Raw genomic sequence first — 20,499 nt, forward strand, 5'->3', positions numbered from 1 at the left:
TTTATTAAAATTTTAGTCCGGCCTCCCTAGCGCCTTCAGCCAATGATTTTACTCTTCCGTGATATAGGTTTCCTCCCCTATCAAAAGCCACGGCTTCAACACCAAGCTTAAGGGCCTTCTCGGCTATGGCCTTACCCACGTTTGTAGCGACTTCGGACTTTGTTCCTTTGGCTTCTACATCCTTATCTCTAGATGAAGCTGCCGCCAAAGTTACACCTTTATTGTCGTCTATCAACTGGGCGTATATTTCTTTATTGCTTCTGAATACAGACAACCTTGGTCTTGCTTCAGTTCCGAAGGATACTTTTCGTATTCTTCTTCGGATGCGTAATTTCCTTTCAGTAGTAGATAATCCCATAGTCTTAATTATTAAGCTGATTTACCTGCTTTTCTTCTTAATTGTTCTCCTACGAACTTCACACCTTTTCCTTTGTAAGGCTCTGGCTTACGGAAAGATCTGATCTTGGCGGCCACTTGACCTACCAATTGCTTGTCGTGGGATGTTAGTTTCACGATAGGGTTCTTCCCTTTTTCGGAGATAGTCTCGATTTTCACTTCTGGAGCAATATCCAAAATGATATTGTGAGAGAATCCTAGGGCCAAATCCAACTTTTGTCCTTGATTGCTGGCTCTGTAACCAACACCTACAAGTTCCAATTGCTTGGTCCAACCATTGGTTACACCTTCTACCATATTATTGATAAGAGCGCGGTATAAACCATGTTTTGCTTTATGCTCGTTGTCATCGGAAGGTCTTTCCAAAACAACATTTCCGTCCTCGACTTTTATGTCGATCCCTGAAAACTCTTGCGAAAGTTCTCCTAGTTTACCTTTTACAGTAACTACGGAATCCTTCACTTCTACAGTGACTCCCTCAGGAATATTAACTGGACTGTTACCTATTCTAGACATTTTTCTTCTCTTTTCTCAATTAATATACGTAGCACAATACTTCACCACCTACGTTCTCTTGCTGAGCTTGCTTGCTCGTCATAACTCCGTGTGAAGTTGAAATGATGGCAATTCCCAAACCGTTCAACACTCTAGGCAAATCGCTTGAGTTTGAATATTTACGCAGACCTGGTTTACTAACCCTCTGCAATTTTTTAATGATAGGCTCCTTGGTGAATTTATCGTACTTAAGGGCTATTTTGATATTTCCCTGTACTTCATTCTCCTCGAACTTATAGCTCAAAATATATCCTTGGTCGAACAATATTTTGGTAATTTGTCTCTTTAGATTGGAACCTGGGATATTTACAACCCTATGACCTGCCTTGTTGGCATTTCTCAATCTGGTCAAATAATCTGAAATTGGATCTGTAAGCATTTCTTTTCTTTATCTAAATTACCAACTTGCCTTTTTAACACCAGGAATCAAACCTTTGTTGGCCATTTCCCTGAACATCACCCTTGATATACCGAAAGTTCTCATGTAACCACGAGGTCTACCAGTTAGTTTACAACGGTTCCTCATACGAACTGGAGATGCATTAACAGGCAACTTTTGCAAAGCCTCATAATCTCCCGCTTCCTTTAGCGCTTTTCTTTTCTCGGCGTATTTTTCTACCATTTTAGCCCTTTTTCTTTCGCGGGCTTTCATTGATTCCTTGGCCATACTAGTTCTTTTTAAAGGGTACTCCCAGTTCGGTTAACAATGATTTTGCTTCCTTGTCAGTCTCAGCGGAAGTAACGAACGTAATGTCCATCCCATTGATTCTGTTAATTCTATCGATATTGATTTCTGGAAAGATGATTTGTTCAGTAACACCTAAATTGTAGTTACCTCTACCGTCGAAACCTGTGGCTTTAACTCCTGAAAAATCACGCACCCTTGGTAGTGCACTTGTGATCAATCTATCCAAAAATTCGTACATGCGCTCACCTCTCAATGTCACTTTAGCACCAATCGGCATACCTTTTCTTAATTTAAAGGTAGCAACGTCTTTCTTAGAAAGTGTGGCAACTGCCTTTTGACCTGTGATATTGGTCAACTCGTCCACGGCATGATCGATAAGCTTTTTATCGGAAACAGCAGCACCGACTCCACGGCTTACCACTATTTTCTGCAACTTAGGAACCTGCATTACATTCTTGTAACCAAACTCTTCCGTTAGCGCCTTGATCACGCGCTCCTTATATTCTTGCTTTAATCTTGGAATATAACTCATGACTAAATTACTTCATTGGATTTTTTAGAAACCCTTACTTTCTTACCGTCCCTTACTTCGTACCCAACACGAGTTGCCTCGCCAGATTTTGGATCGATCAAGGAAAGATTGGAAATATGTATTGGAGCTTCCTTTTTAGTTATGCCTCCTTGAGGATTGTTCGCACTTGGCTTTTCGTGTTTGGACACTTCGTTAACACCCTCTACGATAGCCTTGTTCTTTTCACGGTCAACTTGAAGTACCTTACCTTCACTGCCTTTGTGGTCTCCCGCAATGACTCTTACCGTATCCCCTGTTTTTATTTTCAACTTCATCTTTCTGATATTTCTTTTATAGCACTTCAGGCGCCAATGAAACAATCTTCATGAATTGTCTGTCCCTCAACTCTCTTGCCACGGGACCGAATACACGAGTTCCTCTCATCTCTCCGGTTGGGTTCAACAACACACATGCGTTGTCGTCGAAACGGATGTAAGAACCGTCAGGTCTTCTCACTTCTTTCTTAGTTCTAACAACAACTGCTGTAGAAACAGAACCTTTCTTTACAGTACCGTTCGGAGTAGCTTCTTTTACAGTAACAACAATTTTGTCACCCAAGGAAGCGTATCTTCTCTTTGTTCCTCCTAGTACGCGGATGGTCAAAACTTCTTTTGCACCGGTATTGTCCGCAACCCTTAATCTTGATTCTTGCTGTACCATAATTATTTAGCTCTTTCTAGGATTTCTACCAACCTCCAGCATTTTGTTTTGCTCAATGGTCGTGTTTCCATTATTTTGACGGTATCACCTTCGTTGCAATCGTTCTTCTCGTCGTGGGCAACATACTTCTTGGTCTTCAAAACGAATTTCCCGTACATAGGGTGCTTCATTCTTTTTACCTCAGAAACCACTATCGATTTCTCCATTTTGTTGCTGGTAACAACGCCTATTCTTTCTTTTCTTAAATTTCTGTTTTCCATAAGGCAGAACCGATTATTGTAATTCCCTTTTAGTTATTTCAGTCGCAAGTCTTGCTACCGTCCTTCTAGTCTTTCTGATCTGTAAAGGATTTTCCAAAGGAGTAACGGCGTGGGCCATTTTAAGGTCGGCGTGCTGCTTTTTCAACTCGGCCAATCTCTCCTTTAGCTCTTCAATTGAAAGTTCTTTTATTTCTGATTGTCTCATCTTTCTTCTCAATTAAAAATTAGGCGGAATAATCCCTTGCTACAACAAACTTGGTCTTAACCGGTAGTTTTTGTGCCGCAAGCCTTAAGGCCTCCTGGGCAATATCCTTTGGTACACCAGCAATCTCGAACATGATTCTACCCGGCTTAACCACGGCTACCCAATATTCTGGAGCACCTTTACCTTTACCCATACGAACCTCAAGAGGCTTTTTGGTGATAGGCTTGTCCGGGAATATTTTGATCCACAATTGACCTTGTCTCTTCATGTATCTTGTCGCAGCGATACGCGCAGCCTCGATTTGACGGGAAGTAATGAAGTGTGAATCCATGGACTTGATACCGAACATTCCATTGGAAAGTTGGTGTCCTCTCTGGGAGATACCCTTCATACGCCCTTTCTGGGCCTTACGAAATTTTGTTCTTTTTGGCTGTAACATTTTACCTTACTTTATCTTATTACTTTCTACGGCGGGGTTTCTTGTTGTCCTTACCGCTTTTTCCTTGACCAGTGCTCAATCCTACCAATGGGGAAAGTTCTCTTTTTCCGTAAACTTCTCCTTTCATGATCCACACCTTTACTCCCAATCTACCATAAGTAGTATGAGCTTCGTGCAAGGCATAGTCAACATCGGCACGGAAAGTAGACAATGGAATCCTTCCTTCTTTGTAAGATTCGGAACGCGCCATCTCTGCACCGTTCAAACGTCCAGAAATCTGAATCTTGATACCTTCGGCATTCATACGCATTGCAGCCGCAATAGCCATTTTAATAGCTCTTCTGTATGAAATCCTACTCTCAATCTGTCTAGCAACACTAGCTGCCACCAAGTTTGCATCAAGCTCAGGCCTCTTAATTTCATGAATATTGATCTGAACCTCTTTGTTGGTGATTTTCTTAAGCTCTTCCTTAAGTTTATCAACCTCTTGCCCACCTTTACCAATGATAATACCAGGTCTAGACGTGGTGATGGTAATAGTGATCAATTTCAAGGTTCTCTCGATAATTACCCTTGACACACTGGCTTTTGCCAAACGTGCATGGATATATTTTCTGATCTTATCGTCTTCAGCCAGTTTATCGCCGTAATCATTTCCTCCGTACCAGTTGGATTCCCATCCTCTGATAATTCCTAAGCGATTTCCTATTGGATTGGTCTTCTGTCCCATATTCTAATTTCTAGCTTTCAACGTTGTTATTGGCCTCCAAGATCATAGTCACATGATTGGAACGCTTTCTGATTCTGTGTGCCCTACCTTGTGGAGCAGGTCTCAATCTCTTCAACATAGTTCCTCCGTCAACACGGATTTCTTTAATGTAAAGATTTGCCGCTTCGATATCAGCACCCTCATTTTTTGCTTCCCAGTTAGCGATTGCGGACAGCAAAAGCTTTTCCAACTTTCTAGAAGCTTCTTTTGGGTTAAATCTCAAGGTAGCCAAAGCCATCTCAATTTGCTTACCTCTCACCAAGTCAGCGACCAAACGCATTTTTCTTGGAGACGTTGGGCAATTGTTAAGCTTTGCAATAGCAAGTTGCTTTTTTTCTTCCTTCAACCTTTCGGCCATTTCTCTCTTACGAACTCCCATAGCTTACTTACTTTTTACCTTTGTTTTTAGCCCCTGCATGACCCCTAAAAGATCTAGTAGGTGAAAATTCCCCTAGTTTGTGACCTACCATGTTCTCAGTTACAAAAACGGGAACAAATTGTCTTCCGTTGTGAACTGCGATAGTTTGCCCTACAAAGTCTGGCGTTATCATAGAGGCTCTAGACCACGTTTTGATAACTGTTTTCTTACCTGATTCTATATTGGTCTGAACTTTTTTCTCCAGACTAAAATGAACGTATGGTCCTTTTTTTAACGAACGTGCCATTTACTTTTCTTTTATTTCTTTCTACGTTCTATGATATATCTATTGGTGTCCTTGGTCTTGGAACGGGTTCTGAATCCTTTTGCAGGAATACCGTTTCTAGATCTTGGATGACCTCCTGAAGCTCTACCTTCACCACCTCCCATTGGGTGATCTACAGGGTTCATTGCAACAGGTCTAGTTCTTGGTCTTCTACCCAACCATCTGCTTCTACCAGCTTTACCGGAAACAAGCAATTGGTGGTCAGAGTTGGAAACCGCTCCGATTGTGGCCAAACAAGTAGCCAAAATCATTCTAGTTTCTCCAGATGGCAATTTCAATGTCACGAACTTACCGTCCTTTGCCATTAATTGAGCAAATGTTCCTGCACTACGCGCCATAATAGCACCTTGACCAGGCCTTAACTCAATACAAGAAACAATAGTACCCAATGGAACTTCGCTCAAAGGAAGAGCATTTCCAATTTCGGGAGCAGAACCGGTTCCGGACCGAATAGCCTGACCTACCTGCAAACCATTTTGGGCAACTACATATCTTTTTTCACCATCCTTATACTCTACCAAGGCGATAAACGCAGTTCTGTTTGGATCGTACTGGATTGAAACTACAGTAGCTTCAACTCCTTGTTTATCCCTTTTGAAATCGATGATTCGATATCTTCTTTTATGACCACCACCTTTGTGACGCATGGTCATTTTTCCTTGACTGTTCCTACCACCTGTCTTTTTGATCGGAGCAAGCAAGCTTTTCTCCGGCTTATCAGTAGTAATCGCGTCAAATCCGTTTACTACTCTAAAACGCTGACCAGGGGTTATCGGTTTTAATTTTCTAACTGACATTTCTCGTCTTTATAGATTACTGTAAAAATCAATAATATCACCTTCAGCTACATCAACAATTGCTTTTTTGATCGCATTTGTTTTTCCATGCTGAATACCGGTTTTTGTATAACGACTCTTACGCGTTGGACCATAATTCATGGTTCTTACCTTTTCAACAGACACACCATAAGTTGCCTCTACCGCTTCTTTGATTTCCAACTTGTTAGCAGCTGGATTTACAAAGAATCCGTAGCGATTGAAAAGCTCGCTATCGGCGGTCATCTTCTCCGTAATTATCGGTTTTATCAACACACTCATGATACTCTTATTTCTTTAGGTTCGATTCAATTCCTTCCAAAGCGCTTTCGGTCAACACCAAACTTGTTGCATTAACAATTTTGTAAGTGTTTAATCCTGAGCCTGTTACAACTTCGGAGCGTTCCAAATTACGCGACGACAAATATACGTTATTATTTGTATCACCCAACACAATAAGGGACTTTTTCTTTTCTATTCCCAAGGAAGACAAGAAATTAACGAAGTCCTTTGTTTTTGGAGCTTCAAAATTGAAGTCTTCCACAACCACCAAAGATTGCTCTTTGGACTTCAAGCTTAAGGCAGATTTTCTGGCCAATCGCTTCATGTTCTTGTTCAACTTTTGGGTGTAGTCCTTCGGTCTTGGACCAAAGATTCTACCTCCACCTCTAAACACAGGGGATTTAATGCTACCAGCCCTTGCGGTACCGGTACCTTTCTGCTTCTTGATTTTCCTGGTACTACCAGCAATCTCAGCTCTTTCTTTGGCCTTGTGCGTTCCTTGCCTTTGGTGGGCCAAGTACTGCTTAACATCCAAATAAATGGCATGCTCGTTAGGCTCTATCCCGAAAACATCGTCAGAAAGCTCTACTTTCCTACCTGTTTCTTTTCCATTGATATCTAAAACTGCTACCTTCATTATTGCCACCTTTGAATAGTTACATATGCATTTTTATGGCCAGGCACACATCCTTTAACAACCAAAAGATTTTTCTCTGGAACCACTTTCAACACTCTTAAGTTCTGTGCAGTAACCCTGTCACCACCCATTCTACCGGCCATACGAAGACCTTTTACTACTTTGGATGGATAAGATGCAGCACCGATGGACCCTGGAGCTCTCAATCTGTTGTGCTGACCGTGGGTTGCTTGACCAACTCCACCGAAACCATGACGCTTTACAACACCTTGGAATCCTTTACCTTTTGACGTACCAACTACATCAACAAATTCTCCTTCTTGAAAAAGGTCGACACCTACAGTATCTCCCAATTTGTAATCACCTTCAAATCCATGGAATTCAACGACTTTCTTTTTAGGAGAAGTACCTGCTTTTTTGTAGTGACCTGTTTCGGCCTTGTTAGCACGCTTTTCTGCCTTGTCATCGAAACCTAGCTGAAGGGCATTGTACCCGTCTACCTCTTCGGTTCTGACTTGGGTAACCACGCATGGCCCAGCTTCCAAAACGGTACATGGAACGTTCTTTCCATTCTCGTCGAAAATGCTGGTCATACCGATTTTCTTACCTATTAACCCAGACATAATTATTAATTATTAATTGTTTACTTTTCTATTTGTGCCAAATAATTGGCAAAAAAATTGGGTCAAGAAAATATTCTGTTCTGACCCAGATTCTTTTCTTTCTCCGTTTTTCCCGAACCATCGTTCGGGACATGTGACCCCCGCTATTCAGCGGAAATATTATCAGACTTTGATCTCAACTTCAACACCACTTGGAAGCTCAAGCTTCATAAGGGCATCGATAGTTTTTGATGAAGAGCTATAAATATCCAATAGTCTCTTGTATGAACTCAATTGGAACTGCTCTCTAGCCTTTTTGTTCACGTGAGGTGAACGCAAAACTGTAAATATCTTTTTGCGAGTTGGCAACGGAATTGGTCCAGTTACCACAGCACCTGTCGTTTTTACTGTTTTCACGATCTTTTCAGCAGATTTGTCCACCAAATTGTGATCGTAAGATTTCAATTTTATTCTAATTTTTTGACTCATCTTGCTGAAAAATTAAGCGGTTACTCCTTTAGCTGCTTTGATCACTTCCTCTGCAATATTGGAAGGAGTCTCTGCATAGTGTGAAAATTCCATTGTTGATGTTGCTCTACCTGAAGACAAAGTCCTCAAAGCAGTAACATAACCAAACATTTCTGATAGTGGAACTTCAGCCTTAACAACCTTTGCTCCTGCCCTATCTGACATACTGTTCACTTGACCTCTTCTACGATTCAAGTCACCAACAATATCACCCATGTTTTCCTCTGGAGTTAGAACTTCCAATTTCATGATTGGCTCCATAATGATAGCCCTTGCTTTCTTAGCAGCAACTTTGTAACCCAATTTTGCGGCCAATTCGAAAGAAAGTTGGTCGGAATCCACAGGGTGGAAGGAACCATCTTTAAGGGTGATCTTCATGGAATCCATTTCGAAACCGGCCAAAGGACCATTCTTCATAGCCTCTTTGAATCCTTTTTCAACAGATGGAACAAATTCCTTAGGAATGTTACCACCTTTTATAACGTTTACAAACTCAAGTCCGGATTTACCTTCCTCAGCAGGTTCCATAGTAAATACGATATCTGCGAATTTACCACGACCACCAGTTTGTTTCTTGTAAGTCTCTCTGTGATCAGCTGTACCAGTGATAGCTTCCTTGTACTCCACCTGCGGTTGACCTTGGGTAACATCCACCTTAAACTCACGCTTAAGACGATCACAAATAATATCCAAGTGAAGCTCCCCCATACCAGAAATAATGGTCTGTCCTGAGGCCTCATCCGTTTTTACTTGGAACGTTGGATCCTCTTCGGCCAATTTAGCCAAAGCCATACCCAATTTATCTACGTCAGCTTTTGTTTTTGGCTCTACGGCGATACCAATTACAGGCTCCGGGAACTGCATACTTTCCAAAACAATCGGATGTTTTTCATCGGAAAGGGTATCCCCAGTCTTAATATCTTTAAATCCTACTGCTGCACCAATATCTCCAGCTTCGATAAAGTCGATTGCATTTTGCTTATTGGAGTGCATCTGATAGATACGGGAAATACGCTCTTTGTTACCTGAACGGTTGTTCAAAATATAAGAACCTGCATCCAAACGACCAGAATATGCTCTAAAGAATGCCAAACGACCTACGAAAGGATCTGTAGCAATCTTAAATGCAAGAGCAGCAAATGGCTCTTTTGGATCTGGTTTTCTTCTTTCTTCTTTTTCTGTATCAGGATTAACACCTACGATATCATCCTTATCCAACGGTGATGGCAAGTAACGACAAACCGCATCCAGCAAAAACTGAACTCCTTTATTTTTAAAGGAAGAACCACAGATCATAGGGATAATAGCCCTATCCATAACAGCAGCACGTAGTGCAGCATGTACTTCCTCCTCAGTGATGGAGTCTTCATCCTCGAAGAACTTCTCCATCAATTCCTCGTCATATTCAGCAACCGCCTCGATCAAGGCAGCCCTATATTCCCTTACCTCATCCTGCATATCAGCAGGGATATCAACAACATCAAAGGTAGAACCAAAGTTATCCTCGTGCCAAACAACAGCTCTGTTCTTGGCCAAATCCACGATTCCTTTAAAGTCAGCTTCGTCACCAATCGGCAATACGATCGGCACTGCATTTGACCCCAACATTTCGCGAACCTGCTTACATACCGCAAGGAAGTTGGAACCTTGACGGTCCATCTTGTTCACGAATCCAATTCTTGGCACTTTATAGTTATCGGCCAACCTCCAGTTGGTTTCGGATTGAGGCTCAACACCATCAACGGCACTGAACAAGAAAACCAATCCATCCAACACACGAAGGGAACGGTTTACTTCAACCGTGAAATCAACGTGTCCGGGGGTATCGATAATATTAAAGTGGTAATCCTTTGTATCTGGCAATGCTTGAGCATTCTCCATTGGGAACTTCCAAGTACAGGTTGTAGCTGCAGAGGTAATGGTAATACCACGCTCTTGCTCTTGCTCCATCCAGTCCATAGTAGCCGCACCATCGTGCACCTCCCCAATTTTGTGACTCACACCTGTGTAGAAAAGAATACGCTCCGTAGTAGTTGTCTTTCCAGCATCAATGTGGGCTGCAATACCAATATTCCTTGTATATTTTAAATCTCTTCCCATTGTATTGTTTAGAATCTAAAGTGTGAGAACGCTTTATTGGCCTCAGCCATTTTGTGTGTATCTACTCTTTTCTTCACTGCCGCACCTTCTTCCTTAGCCGCTGCCAAAATTTCAGCTGCTAATTTTTGCGCCATGGATTTCTCGTTACGCTTTCTTGAAAAGCTGATCAACCACTTCATTGCAGTGGATATTTTCCTATCTGGACGAATCTGCATAGGAATCTGGAATGTTGCACCACCCACTCTTCTACTACGAACCTCTACGTGTGGCATAACATTGGAAAGAGCATCTTTCCAAAGCTCCAATCCTGTTTTTTCCTCGTCTGTATTTTTTTCATCAACGATTTCAATTGCATCGTAAAATATTTTAAACGCAATTGACTTCTTACCATCCCACATCATCATGTTAACAAAACGCGTAACAAGCTGATCGTTAAATTTTGGGTCTGGTAATAAAGGTCTTTTTTTTGCCTGTTTTTTTCTCATCTCTCTTTCTTAAAAATGATTAATTTTTAGGACGCTTTGCACCATACTTAGATCGACGCTGCGTTCTTCCCGCAACACCTGCGGTATCCAATGCACCGCGAACGATATGATATCGCACACCAGGCAAATCCTTTACTCTTCCGCCCCTTACCAATACTATCGAGTGCTCTTGGAGGTTGTGTCCTTCACCAGGAATGTATGCGTTCACTTCTTTACCATTGGTCAACCTTACTCTTGCAACTTTACGCATTGCAGAGTTTGGTTTTTTTGGTGTAGTAGTGTAAACACGCGTACAAACCCCTCTTCTTTGAGGACACGAATCCAAAGCAGCCGATTTACTCTTCTTGGTAATCGTGGCCCTTCCTTTTCGTACTAATTGTGAAATTGTTGGCATTAAATTCCTTTTAAAAACTAAATAACCCTCATTTTGAGGGCTGCAAATGTAATGATAATTCCCAATAATTCAAATCCCTAGCAATTAATTTTAAGTAGAATACAAAAAAAGATAAAACCCACCCTAAAAACAATGATCCACATCCGCCCCAGACGATTCCCGAAAGACAAAAATCCGAGACACAAAATGAACGTTATATATTAAGGTATAGAACTGCAAAGACAAAAAATCGACTCTTAACATTACCCTAACACTTTATACCGCATCTATTCTTTGAGACAAAACCAAACATCAAATCAAATTTATTGAACCAAATCCCTATTAAATCATGGGGTAAACTAATAATATTGATATAAGATCAATTACACCCCCTTAAAATTGTGTAGTTATCAATCAAAATTGATGTTTTTGCTGTTACTTCATTTAAATAACCAGTCTTAAAGATTTTATAAAATTAGTTTGGATTATTAACATGAAATTATGATTTTAGCGATTAGCTAATTCAAATAATTTAACAATGAGAACAAAACTTAATGGATTGTTAACGCTATTATTGGCGTTTGTTGTGCATATATCCTATGCACAGGACAAGACGATTACAGGTACAGTTACGGATGCCGATGGCCTCCCGCTGCCTGGAGTCAACATTGTCGTTGAAGGGACCTCGTCCGGTACCCAAACAGATTTCGATGGAAATTATGCTATCAGTGCAAGTGAAGGACAGACATTGCTTTTCACTTACATTGGACAACGCCCCTCCAGCAAAGTTGTGGGTGCCAGTAGTGTAATCAATGTTCAAATGGTGGAAGACGCCCAAGCCCTTGAAGAGGTTGTAGTTACCGCACAGGGTATTAAAAGGGAAAAGAAAGCCCTTGGTTACGCAGTCTCCTCAGTTGGAGCGGAAGATTTGGAGCAAAAAGCGGAAGGTGATGTAGGAAGGGTACTAAACGGTAAAGCTTCCGGGGTACTTATTAATGCAGCAAGCGGTGTATCCGGTTCTGCTACCAACATTATTATTCGTGGATTCACTTCAATTTCCGGATCCAACCAACCGTTGTTTATTGTGGACGGTGTTCCGTTCAGCTCTGACACCAATACTCAAGGAGATGCCATTGATGGTAACGTGGGGTCAAGTAGATTTTTGGACCTTGACCCTAACTCCATTGCCAATGTAAGTGTACTTAAAGGTTTGGCTGCTGCCAACCTATATGGTACCGCAGGAAGGAATGGTGTAATATTAATTACCACTAAGGCAGGTGCTGCCGGGGCCAGCAGGGCAAAATCAGAAATTACCGTTACTTCATCAATATTTTTTAATGAAATATCCACATTGCCTGATTACCAAGACCAATATGGTAATGGTTTTGACCAGGCTTATGGTGAATTCTTCAGTAACTGGGGACCTGATTTCAACATTCCTGACCCTAACAACTTCGGTGCTACATGGAGAGGAACATCCCCAGATGGTACTATCTTGATCAGACATCCATATTCCGTTAATGCCGGTGTAAGTGCAGCATTCCCTGAATATCAAGGAGCTACGTATGAATTTAGACCTTATGACGGTGTAAAGAATTTTTTCCGTACTGGTGTTGTGACCAACAATGCTGTTAATGCCTCTGGTGGGTCAGAAGATGGAAAAATTGCCTTTAATGCAAGTGCCAGTAATCTTAGAGACGAAGGGTTTACCCCTGGCAACAAACTACAAAGAACCAATATTAGTTTAGGTGGACGCGCTGAGTTGAGCAACAACTTTACAATCAACTCTACCTTTAACTTTTCAAAGAGTGATGTAAAATCTCCTCCAATTGCAGCAAGTACCGGTAACGGTTCCTTTGGAGCTGGTTCGTCTGTATTTGGCCACCTGTTCTTCACACCACGAAGTGTGGATTTGATGGGACTGCCTTTCCAGAGCCCTATTGATGGTAGAAGTGTTTACTATAGAGGAGGTAACGATATTCAGAACCCAAGATGGACAGCTGCGAATGCATTCGCCAATCAGTTGACAAATCGTTTCTTTGGAAGCACACAGGCTACTTACAAAATAAACGACAACATTAACGTTTTCTGGAGAACCGGTTTGGATTTTTACACAGAGCGTAACGAAATCGGACAGAACAAAGGTGGTGCCGAAGGTTACATACAAGGTAGATATCAAACCTACGACAACAGAAATACAATTTGGGATCACACGCTACAGTTAAATGGTTCTTTCCTATTGACAGAAAAATTAGACCTTAGTGTTAACGTTGGTGCTACTTCTAGAAGAACCGAGTTCTCTCAACAAGGTGTAACCAGTGACCAGCAGTCTATTTTCGGTGTGTTCAGACACTATAACTTTGCCACGGCCCAACCAGTTCAACGTGATGAAACACAGAACATTGTTGGTGTATATGCCCAAACCGAGTTTGGCTATGACAACTTTGCTTACCTTACATTGGCAGCAAGGAACGATTGGGTTTCCAACTTCTTTGAAAACTCCATCTTCTACCCGTCTGCTAGTTTATCTATATTGCCAACTTCTATAATTGATGGCCTACAATCACAAAATGGATTGAACTTCTTGAAGCTTAGAGCTGGTTATGGTACTTCCGCAGGTTTCTTTGGGGGTTACCCCGTAGCTAGCACAGCAACTTTGGACACTAGGGAATTCTTAAAAGACGGTACGTTGGTATCCTCCATTAGAGTGGATGACGAATTGGCCAATCCAGCCCTAAAACCTGAGCTTCTTCAGGAATTAGAGTTCGGTATTGAGAGCCGTTTTATCCAGAACAGAGTTTCTTTGGATGTTTCTATCTATAAGAAAACAACCACAGACCTTATTTCTAACAGACCTTTGGACCCTTCCACAGGTTATACCGAAACTGTTACCAACATCGGTGAGGTACAGGTTAAAGGTATTGAGGCTGACTTAGGAGTTTCCCTATTTAGAAACTCCAACCCAGGTGGATTCAACTGGATGGTTAACGCCAACTTTACTGCGGATGAGTCTACAGTAGTGGACCTTGGTCAGGATACGGACAACATTAACATTGGAGGTCTTTTCTCTGACCTTTCCAACTTTGCTGTTGCAGGACGACCATTTGGTATTATAATGGGTACTAGAGTGCTAAGAGACGACGATGGAAACAAAGTTGTTGCGAGTACCGGTAGCTATGTTGAAGAGCAAGGATTGTTTGAGATTGGAGACCCCAATGCTGACTGGAGATTGAACGTTAGCAATGGTTTCAACTACAAAAACTTGAACTTTGGCTTCGATATTTCTTATAGACATGGTGGTGATGTTTATGCCAACACGATTTCTGCATTGGTTGGTAGAGGACTTACCACAGATACTGAGGATCGTGTTTCCACTTTCATCCTTCCTGGGGTTAAGGCGGATGGTTCCGTTAACGATATTCAAATCAACAACTCCGATTACTACTTTAGTAACGTAGCATTCGGTCCAAGTGAATTACAGGTTTACGATGGTAGTACCATTCGATTAAGAGAGGTAAGATTAGGATATTCTGTTCCAAAGAAAGCCTTGGAAAAGACACCTTTCGGATCATTGAGCCTTACTTTAACTGGACAAAACCTATGGTTTAAGGGTATCAATATCCCCAAAGGAACAAACTTTGACCCTGAAAACCTTGGGGTTGGTGTAGGTAACGCCTTAGGTTTCGACTTTATCAACAGCCCAGGCTCTAGAAGATATGGTATGTCTATTAAAGCAACATTTTAAAAAAATAGAAAAATGAAAATATATATAAAACAACTAGTTCTAGCGATTTCCTCCGTGGGGCTCCTACTTTCATGCGAGAGTACAGAACTTGATCTGACTACAGACCCGAATGCGGTAAGTCCGGACCAAGCTACACCCGATTTTTATCTTAACCGTGTACAAGAGGAATTCGCTCGTTTCAACGATGCTTTTGGAACCAATGGCTCCGAAGTAACCCGTATAGAATATATGGGTACCCGATTGTATCAACAAGCATACTCGCCAGCATCTCAAGATGCGGAATGGAGGTTTGCTTATTCCTCTATGTTCACAGACATCTCTGCCATGAACGTTTTGGCAGAAGAAGCCAACTTTAAACGCCATATAGGTATGGGACAGGTATTTCAGGCGTTCACTGCAGTTACTTTAGTTGATTTTTATGGAGATGTACCTTATACTAGTGCTATACAGGGCTTAGACAACCTTAATCCAACAGCAGACAGCGGGGCCGCCATATATGAGGCAGCTCTAGGATTATTGGATGATGCCATTGCAAATTTCACTACTGAGGACAACACAGCAGACCCTAGCAATGACTATTACTATGACGGTGACTGGGATAACTGGGTAAAACTGGCAAACTCCTTAAAATTGAAGATTTATGCACAGTCCAGATTAGTAGATGGAGGCGCTATTGACGCATTTAATGCTATAATCGCTGGCGGTGATTACATCACTTCTGTAGATGAGGATTTCCAATTCGAATGGGGAACCAATGTGGTAAACCCAGATTCAAGGCATCCAAATTACATTGACAACTACACACCTCAAGGTTCTGCTGATTATATGAGCAACTGGCTTATGAATTACATGGACAATTCAAAAGTTGAAAATGGTGTGGCCATCTATGAGGATAGCGATCCTAGGATTAGGTACTATTACTACAGACAATCCGCAACTACTCCTGGTGCCATAGATTCAGAAGGCCCTAACCAACAGACATTATCTTGTAGTGTGGAGCCAATACCTGAACACTATGTTGATGGTGGGTTCACTTTCTGCTATTTGCCCAATGGTTATTGGGGAAGAGATCACGGAGATGATGACGGAACTCCACCAGACGGACCTTTAAAGACAACATACGGTGTATATCCAGCAGGTGGCGAATTTGATGACAGCGAATTTAGTGCAGTGGATTTAGGCTCAGGTGGCGGTGGAGCTGGAATAATCCCTATCTTCTTGGCACAGACAATTGATTTCTTACAGGCAGAAATAGCCTATGCTACCGGAGACATCCCTGGTGCAAGAGCATTCCTTAGCGATGGTGTAACAAAGTCAATAGAAAAGACAATGGCCTTTGGAGCTTTGGATGCTGATGCAGACTTATCTTTGGCCCCTACCAGTGATGATGTAGACGACTATGTTGCAGAGGTAGAAGCTCTATATGATGCTGCTGTTGGTGATGAAAAACTAAACCTTATCGCCAAAGAATTTTGGGTAGCACTTTACGGAAACGGAATTGACGCATATAACTTTTATAGAAGAACAGGATATCCAAACGATCTACAAGCCAACTTGGAGCCAGAACCGGGTTCGTTCATAAGATCTTTCCTTTATCCTGCGGTTTATGCAAACAACAACAGTTCAGTTACACAAAAATCAAGTGTGACGGTGAAGGTGTTCTGGGACAATAACCCTGATTCCGGTTTCCCATTATCAAACTAAAAGAAAAAGAAAAATGAAAAGATATATTAAAAATATAATGATACTTTCGCTGGCATCCATTGGCTTTGTAGCCTGTGACTCCAGTAACAAGACAATTGATGATGTCTTCGCCGAAGTAACCCGCGGTGCTGTATTTAGAGCTACAACACCCAGCTCCGATGTTGCATCTCAAAACTTCCTGTTCAATTTTCCTACCTCGACCTATTCGGTAACTTTTGAGGTAGAGGACAACAAACAGGGAGAATTGCTTCAAGATGTTGAAGTCTACGCATCCTACACCGGTGCTGATGAAGCGGATTCAGTAGACGAGACACTTGTCACTACTTTGCCCGCATCGGCATTCTCACCAAACGATGTTGACTTACCCTCTATTACAGTAGAGTTTACGTTAGCAGAATTGGCAACAGCTTTGGGACTGTCCGAATCGGATTTCGTCGGAACTATACCAGAAGATTATGCTGGGGGAAGTAGTTTTACAATTCGATATGTATTGAACTTGACCGATGGTCGCTCCTTCTCCAGTGGGAATTTGAACAGTACTGTATCTGGTGGATCTTACTTTAGGTCTCCCTTTGTATACAGCATACCTGTCGCTTGTCCTCCCATTACTCCAACTCCAGGAGAGTGGACCATTGAACAACAAGATTCTTATGGTGACTCTTGGAACGGTGCTTCATTATCTGTAAGCATTGATGGAGAAGTAACCAGTTATGCCCATGAGGGAGGAGCTTCATCATCATATTCTTTTATTGTACCAGAAGGCACTGTTGAAATTCAGATTTTTTACAACAGTGGGTCATATGATGAAGAAAACACATTTCAAGTCACTTCTGCTAATGGTGAAACCGTTTTGGACCTAGGTCCAGAACCACCGGCCGGAACCGCTTTATTTGACTTCTGTATGGCTTTGGACCTATAAAAAGCAATACAATTATAACTTAAGGGCGTAAATTTTTACGCCCTTTTTTTATACACCATCATTGAACACCGTATGCATAGCATAAACGTGTTAATTTTAGTCTCGGAAAGGATGAATCCCCTATCGCACAACTAGAATTTTCATATCTTATCAGCATAGAATCAACCATAATCCAAGATGTCTCGACACCTATTTATTCTTTTGTTCAGTATAATTTTAACCGCCTGTCAGGATGGTTCTAAAGAGAAAGGAACTTCTTCCAAAAAGGAGCCTGTTAAGCCATCAACCAAACAGAGTGAGGCCTCAGAAAAAAAGAGCGATATCAATGAACCTAACGGCGGACTGTACCTACCTGATGGATTCTCTGCACTTGTTGTAGTGGACAGCGTTGGACCTTCTAGACATATAGCTGTAAACGATAATGGTGATATCTACGTAAAACTGAGAAAACCTGAAGGTACTCATGGTAATCTTGCACTTCGAGATACTACCGGGGATGGAAAAGCGGATATTATAAAAACTTTCGGGGACTATCCTAATGATGGAACTTTTGCCACTGAAATGAGGATTCACAAGGGATATCTCTATTTCAGTTCCGAACAAATTGTGTACCGGCAAAAACTTACCCCAGGAAAACTTATTCCCGAATCCAAGGCCGAAGTAATTTTAATTGACCAATTCCCAAAAAGATGGCACAACTCCAAATCCCTGGCATTTGACAAAAAAGGAAATATGTACGTCACTTTCAGTGCCCCAACAAATGCTTGCGAGAATTTCAATACAGAAGGACAGGTAAAAGGCATGAAACCATGTCCCGGACTGGAAGTTTTGGGAAGTATTTGGAAGTTTGATGAAAACCGTACCAATCAAGTTCAACAAGATGGCGAAATGTACGCCATTGGTATAAGGAGCGTGGTGGCCTTCTCTTGGAACGACAAGGACAATAGCCTATATGGTGTGCAGCATGGAAGGGACTACCTACACAACCATGCACCACAATACTATAGTAAATGGCACCAAGCGGTATTACCAGCCGAAGAGTTTATGAAAATAGAACAAGGGGATGATTTTGGATGGCCCTATACCTATTACGATCATTTTAAGAACAAAAGGCTTGTAGCTCCAGAATATGGCGGAGATGGTTCCATGGAAGATAATCAGTATAAAAAACCGCTCATGGGATTACCGGCCCATTGGGCACCCAACGATCTTTTATTTTATAAAGGGGACTTATTTCCTCCTCGATATCGTAATGGAGCCTTTATAGCCTTCCATGGATCTATGAATAGGGCCCCATACCCTCAAGCTGGATATATTGTAGCATTTATTCCGTTCAAAGATGGAAAACCAACAGGTGAATGGGAGGTGTTTGCAGATGGTTTTGCCAAGGTCGATACCATTGTAAGCATGCCCGATGCAAAATATAGACCCATGGGCTTGGCAGAAGGAAAGGATGGTTCTTTGTATATTTCCGAATCCAAACAAGGGAAGATTTGGCGAATACACTTCAATGGTGACCCAAAACAGTTTGGAGAGGCTCAGCTTCAAAAAATGGAGGAAAGAAAATCAGCTGCCCATTTAAGGACCCCAGATAAAATAAAGGATGACCTGAGTATCAAATAAAAGACCCCTCAGAAACAATATCTAAAAACATGAAAAAGAAAACTATGCTAATCCGTATTTATATAAACAACATTAAAATTCTGGGCATTTGTTTCCTTTCAACACTTCTGCTAATCTCCTGTTCCAATGATGATGGTCCATCTCCTGACATAATTGGCGAAGAAACACCAGAAGAAACTGAAAACCCTGATCCGGAAGAGGAAACACCAGAAGAAACACCGGAAGAGACCGATGAAAATACTATTGAGGGAGAAACTGGAACAGTAAATATCATTGATTCGGAACAAATTAGTGATAGCTATGTGTTGGTAAACGACCTTTTGGCTCCTGCAGTTTATTTAATGGACAAAAGCGCAAATATTGTATATGAATGGGATCTAGGAGAAAAATCAATAGGCAACGATGCCATACTCCAAGATGACGGAACACTCCTGGCCACGTTTAGATATGATGAAAGTAATGATATTCTCTTTGGAGGTTATGGAGGTCAAATTCAAATTTTGGACAAAGAAGGGACTTCTCTTTGGGATTTCGTCTATGCCACCAGCGAACATAGGATGCATCATGATATCGAAAGGATGCCAAATGGGAACGTATTGGCCATTGCATGGGAAAGAATACCTCAAGAGACTGCCACAGAAAATGGCTCTACCCATAATATGGATCTTTATTTGGAATCGGTCATTGAAATTGACCCTACCACCGATCAAATTGTTTGGGAATGGCATTCTATAGATCACATCATACAAGATGTAGATGACACCAAATCCAATTTTGGTTCAGTATCGGGCAATCCACAGCTTATTGATATCAACTTCAACAGTAACGATACAGGCAATCTTATGCACATCAATGGCATTGATTATGATGCCGATAACGATTTAATATACCTCAGTGTTAATTTTTACAGTGAGGTCTGGGTAATAGACCACAGCACAGATACCTCTGCAGCTGCAGCACATTCTGGAGGAAATTATGGTCGTGGTGGAGACCTTGTGTACAGGTTTGGCAACCCAAGCACATATGGAGATTTAGATTCTGAACGATTGTTCCACAATAACCACCACCCCAATCTATTTGAACCAAGCAAATTTATGATTTTTTCCAATGGAGGAGAATTGGGCCAGTCTACCGTTTATGAAATGGAACTGCCTGAAGCTCTTTACCAACAATCAATACCCCAAAACACAGCGCCGCAAGTTACATGGAGCTTCTCAAACCCTGAGTTATTCGCAGACAGGGTTTCAGGAGCTGTAAGACTCCCCAATGGGAATACGATGATAACCGAAGGAGATTATGGTATTTGGGAGGTAACTATGGATGGTGAAGTCGTTTGGAAGTTCTCAGGACAAGGCTTTTTTTGGAGATCGTACCATTACGCCAAAGATGACCCAGGAGTATTGGAGCTTGGACTATAAACTTCATTTGGTTAGTACTTT

At 41.6% G+C, this 20,499-nt stretch carries 26 protein-coding genes; 5 read left to right on the forward strand and 21 right to left on the reverse strand.

Going from position 1 to position 20,499, the window contains the following annotated elements:
* Positions 1 to 4: 4 nt before the first annotated feature.
* From rplR to rpsL, 21 genes are all read right to left on the reverse strand, one after another.
* On the reverse strand, positions 5 to 358 hold the full coding sequence (rplR, locus tag GUA46_RS05310; RefSeq protein WP_108246823.1) for a 50S ribosomal protein L18: 354 nt from the start codon (positions 356 to 358) through the stop codon (positions 5 to 7).
* An 11-nt stretch (positions 359 to 369) separates the two neighbouring features.
* Positions 370 to 912: a 50S ribosomal protein L6 gene (rplF, locus tag GUA46_RS05315; protein ID WP_108246822.1), complete on the reverse strand. Its 543-nt coding sequence runs from the start codon at positions 910 to 912 to the stop codon at positions 370 to 372.
* A gap of 19 nt (positions 913 to 931) precedes the next feature.
* Positions 932 to 1,330 (reverse strand): 30S ribosomal protein S8, encoded by a 399-nt coding sequence (gene rpsH, locus GUA46_RS05320; protein WP_108246821.1) that lies wholly within the window; start codon positions 1,328 to 1,330, stop codon positions 932 to 934.
* 18 nt (positions 1,331 to 1,348) lie between these two features.
* On the reverse strand, positions 1,349 to 1,618 hold the full coding sequence (gene rpsN, locus GUA46_RS05325; RefSeq protein ID WP_108246820.1) for a 30S ribosomal protein S14: 270 nt from the start codon (positions 1,616 to 1,618) through the stop codon (positions 1,349 to 1,351).
* 1 nt (position 1,619) lies between these two features.
* Positions 1,620 to 2,171: a 50S ribosomal protein L5 gene (gene rplE, locus GUA46_RS05330; RefSeq protein WP_108246819.1), complete on the reverse strand. Its 552-nt coding sequence runs from the start codon at positions 2,169 to 2,171 to the stop codon at positions 1,620 to 1,622.
* 2 nt (positions 2,172 to 2,173) lie between these two features.
* Complete coding sequence (gene rplX, locus GUA46_RS05335) at positions 2,174 to 2,485, reverse strand: 50S ribosomal protein L24 (protein WP_218109515.1); 312 nt, start codon at positions 2,483 to 2,485, stop codon at positions 2,174 to 2,176.
* A 16-nt stretch (positions 2,486 to 2,501) separates the two neighbouring features.
* A complete protein-coding gene (gene rplN / locus GUA46_RS05340; protein ID WP_014032002.1) occupies positions 2,502 to 2,870 on the reverse strand; it encodes a 50S ribosomal protein L14 in 369 nt (122 codons plus the stop codon).
* Positions 2,871 to 2,872: 2 nt separating this feature from the next.
* Positions 2,873 to 3,130, reverse strand: coding sequence for a 30S ribosomal protein S17 (gene rpsQ, locus GUA46_RS05345; protein WP_100816200.1), 258 nt, complete (start codon positions 3,128 to 3,130; stop codon positions 2,873 to 2,875).
* A 13-nt stretch (positions 3,131 to 3,143) separates the two neighbouring features.
* The gene (gene rpmC, locus GUA46_RS05350) at positions 3,144 to 3,335 is read right to left on the reverse strand and encodes a 50S ribosomal protein L29 (RefSeq protein WP_108246817.1); all 192 of its coding nucleotides are present in this window, start codon (positions 3,333 to 3,335) and stop codon (positions 3,144 to 3,146) included.
* Positions 3,336 to 3,354: 19 nt separating this feature from the next.
* Positions 3,355 to 3,774, reverse strand: coding sequence for a 50S ribosomal protein L16 (rplP, locus tag GUA46_RS05355; RefSeq protein ID WP_108246816.1), 420 nt, complete (start codon positions 3,772 to 3,774; stop codon positions 3,355 to 3,357).
* Positions 3,775 to 3,793: 19 nt separating this feature from the next.
* Complete coding sequence (gene rpsC, locus GUA46_RS05360) at positions 3,794 to 4,504, reverse strand: 30S ribosomal protein S3 (RefSeq protein ID WP_108246815.1); 711 nt, start codon at positions 4,502 to 4,504, stop codon at positions 3,794 to 3,796.
* 10 nt (positions 4,505 to 4,514) lie between these two features.
* On the reverse strand, positions 4,515 to 4,922 hold the full coding sequence (gene rplV / locus GUA46_RS05365; RefSeq protein WP_108246814.1) for a 50S ribosomal protein L22: 408 nt from the start codon (positions 4,920 to 4,922) through the stop codon (positions 4,515 to 4,517).
* Positions 4,923 to 4,929: 7 nt separating this feature from the next.
* Complete coding sequence (gene rpsS / locus GUA46_RS05370; RefSeq protein ID WP_108246813.1) at positions 4,930 to 5,208, reverse strand: 30S ribosomal protein S19; 279 nt, start codon at positions 5,206 to 5,208, stop codon at positions 4,930 to 4,932.
* 11 nt (positions 5,209 to 5,219) lie between these two features.
* Entirely contained in the window at positions 5,220 to 6,044 is an 825-nt protein-coding gene (rplB, locus tag GUA46_RS05375; RefSeq protein WP_176619619.1) for a 50S ribosomal protein L2, read from the reverse strand.
* A 9-nt stretch (positions 6,045 to 6,053) separates the two neighbouring features.
* Positions 6,054 to 6,344 (reverse strand): 50S ribosomal protein L23, encoded by a 291-nt coding sequence (rplW, locus tag GUA46_RS05380; RefSeq protein WP_108246811.1) that lies wholly within the window; start codon positions 6,342 to 6,344, stop codon positions 6,054 to 6,056.
* A 7-nt stretch (positions 6,345 to 6,351) separates the two neighbouring features.
* On the reverse strand, positions 6,352 to 6,981 hold the full coding sequence (rplD, locus tag GUA46_RS05385; RefSeq protein WP_108246810.1) for a 50S ribosomal protein L4: 630 nt from the start codon (positions 6,979 to 6,981) through the stop codon (positions 6,352 to 6,354).
* Entirely contained in the window at positions 6,981 to 7,604 is a 624-nt protein-coding gene (gene rplC / locus GUA46_RS05390) for a 50S ribosomal protein L3 (RefSeq protein WP_108246809.1), read from the reverse strand. The genes rplD and rplC overlap by 1 nt, the downstream gene beginning before the upstream one ends.
* A gap of 162 nt (positions 7,605 to 7,766) precedes the next feature.
* A complete protein-coding gene (rpsJ, locus tag GUA46_RS05395) occupies positions 7,767 to 8,072 on the reverse strand; it encodes a 30S ribosomal protein S10 (RefSeq protein ID WP_108246808.1) in 306 nt (101 codons plus the stop codon).
* Positions 8,073 to 8,084: 12 nt separating this feature from the next.
* Positions 8,085 to 10,211, reverse strand: coding sequence for an elongation factor G (gene fusA / locus GUA46_RS05400; protein WP_176619620.1), 2,127 nt, complete (start codon positions 10,209 to 10,211; stop codon positions 8,085 to 8,087).
* An 8-nt stretch (positions 10,212 to 10,219) separates the two neighbouring features.
* On the reverse strand, positions 10,220 to 10,696 hold the full coding sequence (gene rpsG / locus GUA46_RS05405) for a 30S ribosomal protein S7 (RefSeq protein ID WP_108246806.1): 477 nt from the start codon (positions 10,694 to 10,696) through the stop codon (positions 10,220 to 10,222).
* A gap of 19 nt (positions 10,697 to 10,715) precedes the next feature.
* The gene (gene rpsL, locus GUA46_RS05410; RefSeq protein ID WP_014032016.1) at positions 10,716 to 11,090 is read right to left on the reverse strand and encodes a 30S ribosomal protein S12; all 375 of its coding nucleotides are present in this window, start codon (positions 11,088 to 11,090) and stop codon (positions 10,716 to 10,718) included.
* Between the two features lie 517 nt (positions 11,091 to 11,607).
* Here rpsL and GUA46_RS05415 point away from each other — a divergent pair.
* The 5 genes from GUA46_RS05415 to GUA46_RS05435 all read left to right on the forward strand — a co-directional run bounded on the left by GUA46_RS05415 (position 11,608) and on the right by GUA46_RS05435 (position 20,478).
* On the forward strand, positions 11,608 to 14,814 hold the full coding sequence (locus GUA46_RS05415; protein ID WP_176619621.1) for a SusC/RagA family TonB-linked outer membrane protein: 3,207 nt from the start codon (positions 11,608 to 11,610) through the stop codon (positions 14,812 to 14,814).
* Between the two features lie 12 nt (positions 14,815 to 14,826).
* Positions 14,827 to 16,518, forward strand: coding sequence for a SusD/RagB family nutrient-binding outer membrane lipoprotein (locus GUA46_RS05420; protein WP_176619622.1), 1,692 nt, complete (start codon positions 14,827 to 14,829; stop codon positions 16,516 to 16,518).
* Between the two features lie 13 nt (positions 16,519 to 16,531).
* Positions 16,532 to 17,437 carry a hypothetical protein gene (locus GUA46_RS05425; protein WP_108246803.1) on the forward strand — a complete coding sequence of 302 codons (906 nt, stop codon included), beginning with the start codon at positions 16,532 to 16,534 and terminating at the stop codon, positions 17,435 to 17,437.
* A 177-nt stretch (positions 17,438 to 17,614) separates the two neighbouring features.
* Positions 17,615 to 19,060 (forward strand): PQQ-dependent sugar dehydrogenase, encoded by a 1,446-nt coding sequence (locus GUA46_RS05430; protein WP_176619623.1) that lies wholly within the window; start codon positions 17,615 to 17,617, stop codon positions 19,058 to 19,060.
* Positions 19,061 to 19,089: 29 nt separating this feature from the next.
* Positions 19,090 to 20,478, forward strand: coding sequence for an aryl-sulfate sulfotransferase (locus tag GUA46_RS05435; RefSeq protein ID WP_229418445.1), 1,389 nt, complete (start codon positions 19,090 to 19,092; stop codon positions 20,476 to 20,478).
* Positions 20,479 to 20,499 lie beyond the last annotated feature (21 nt).

The organism is Flagellimonas chongwuensis, from assembly GCF_013376415.1.
GTDB classification, from domain to species: Bacteria; Bacteroidota; Bacteroidia; order Flavobacteriales; family Flavobacteriaceae; genus Flagellimonas; species Flagellimonas chongwuensis.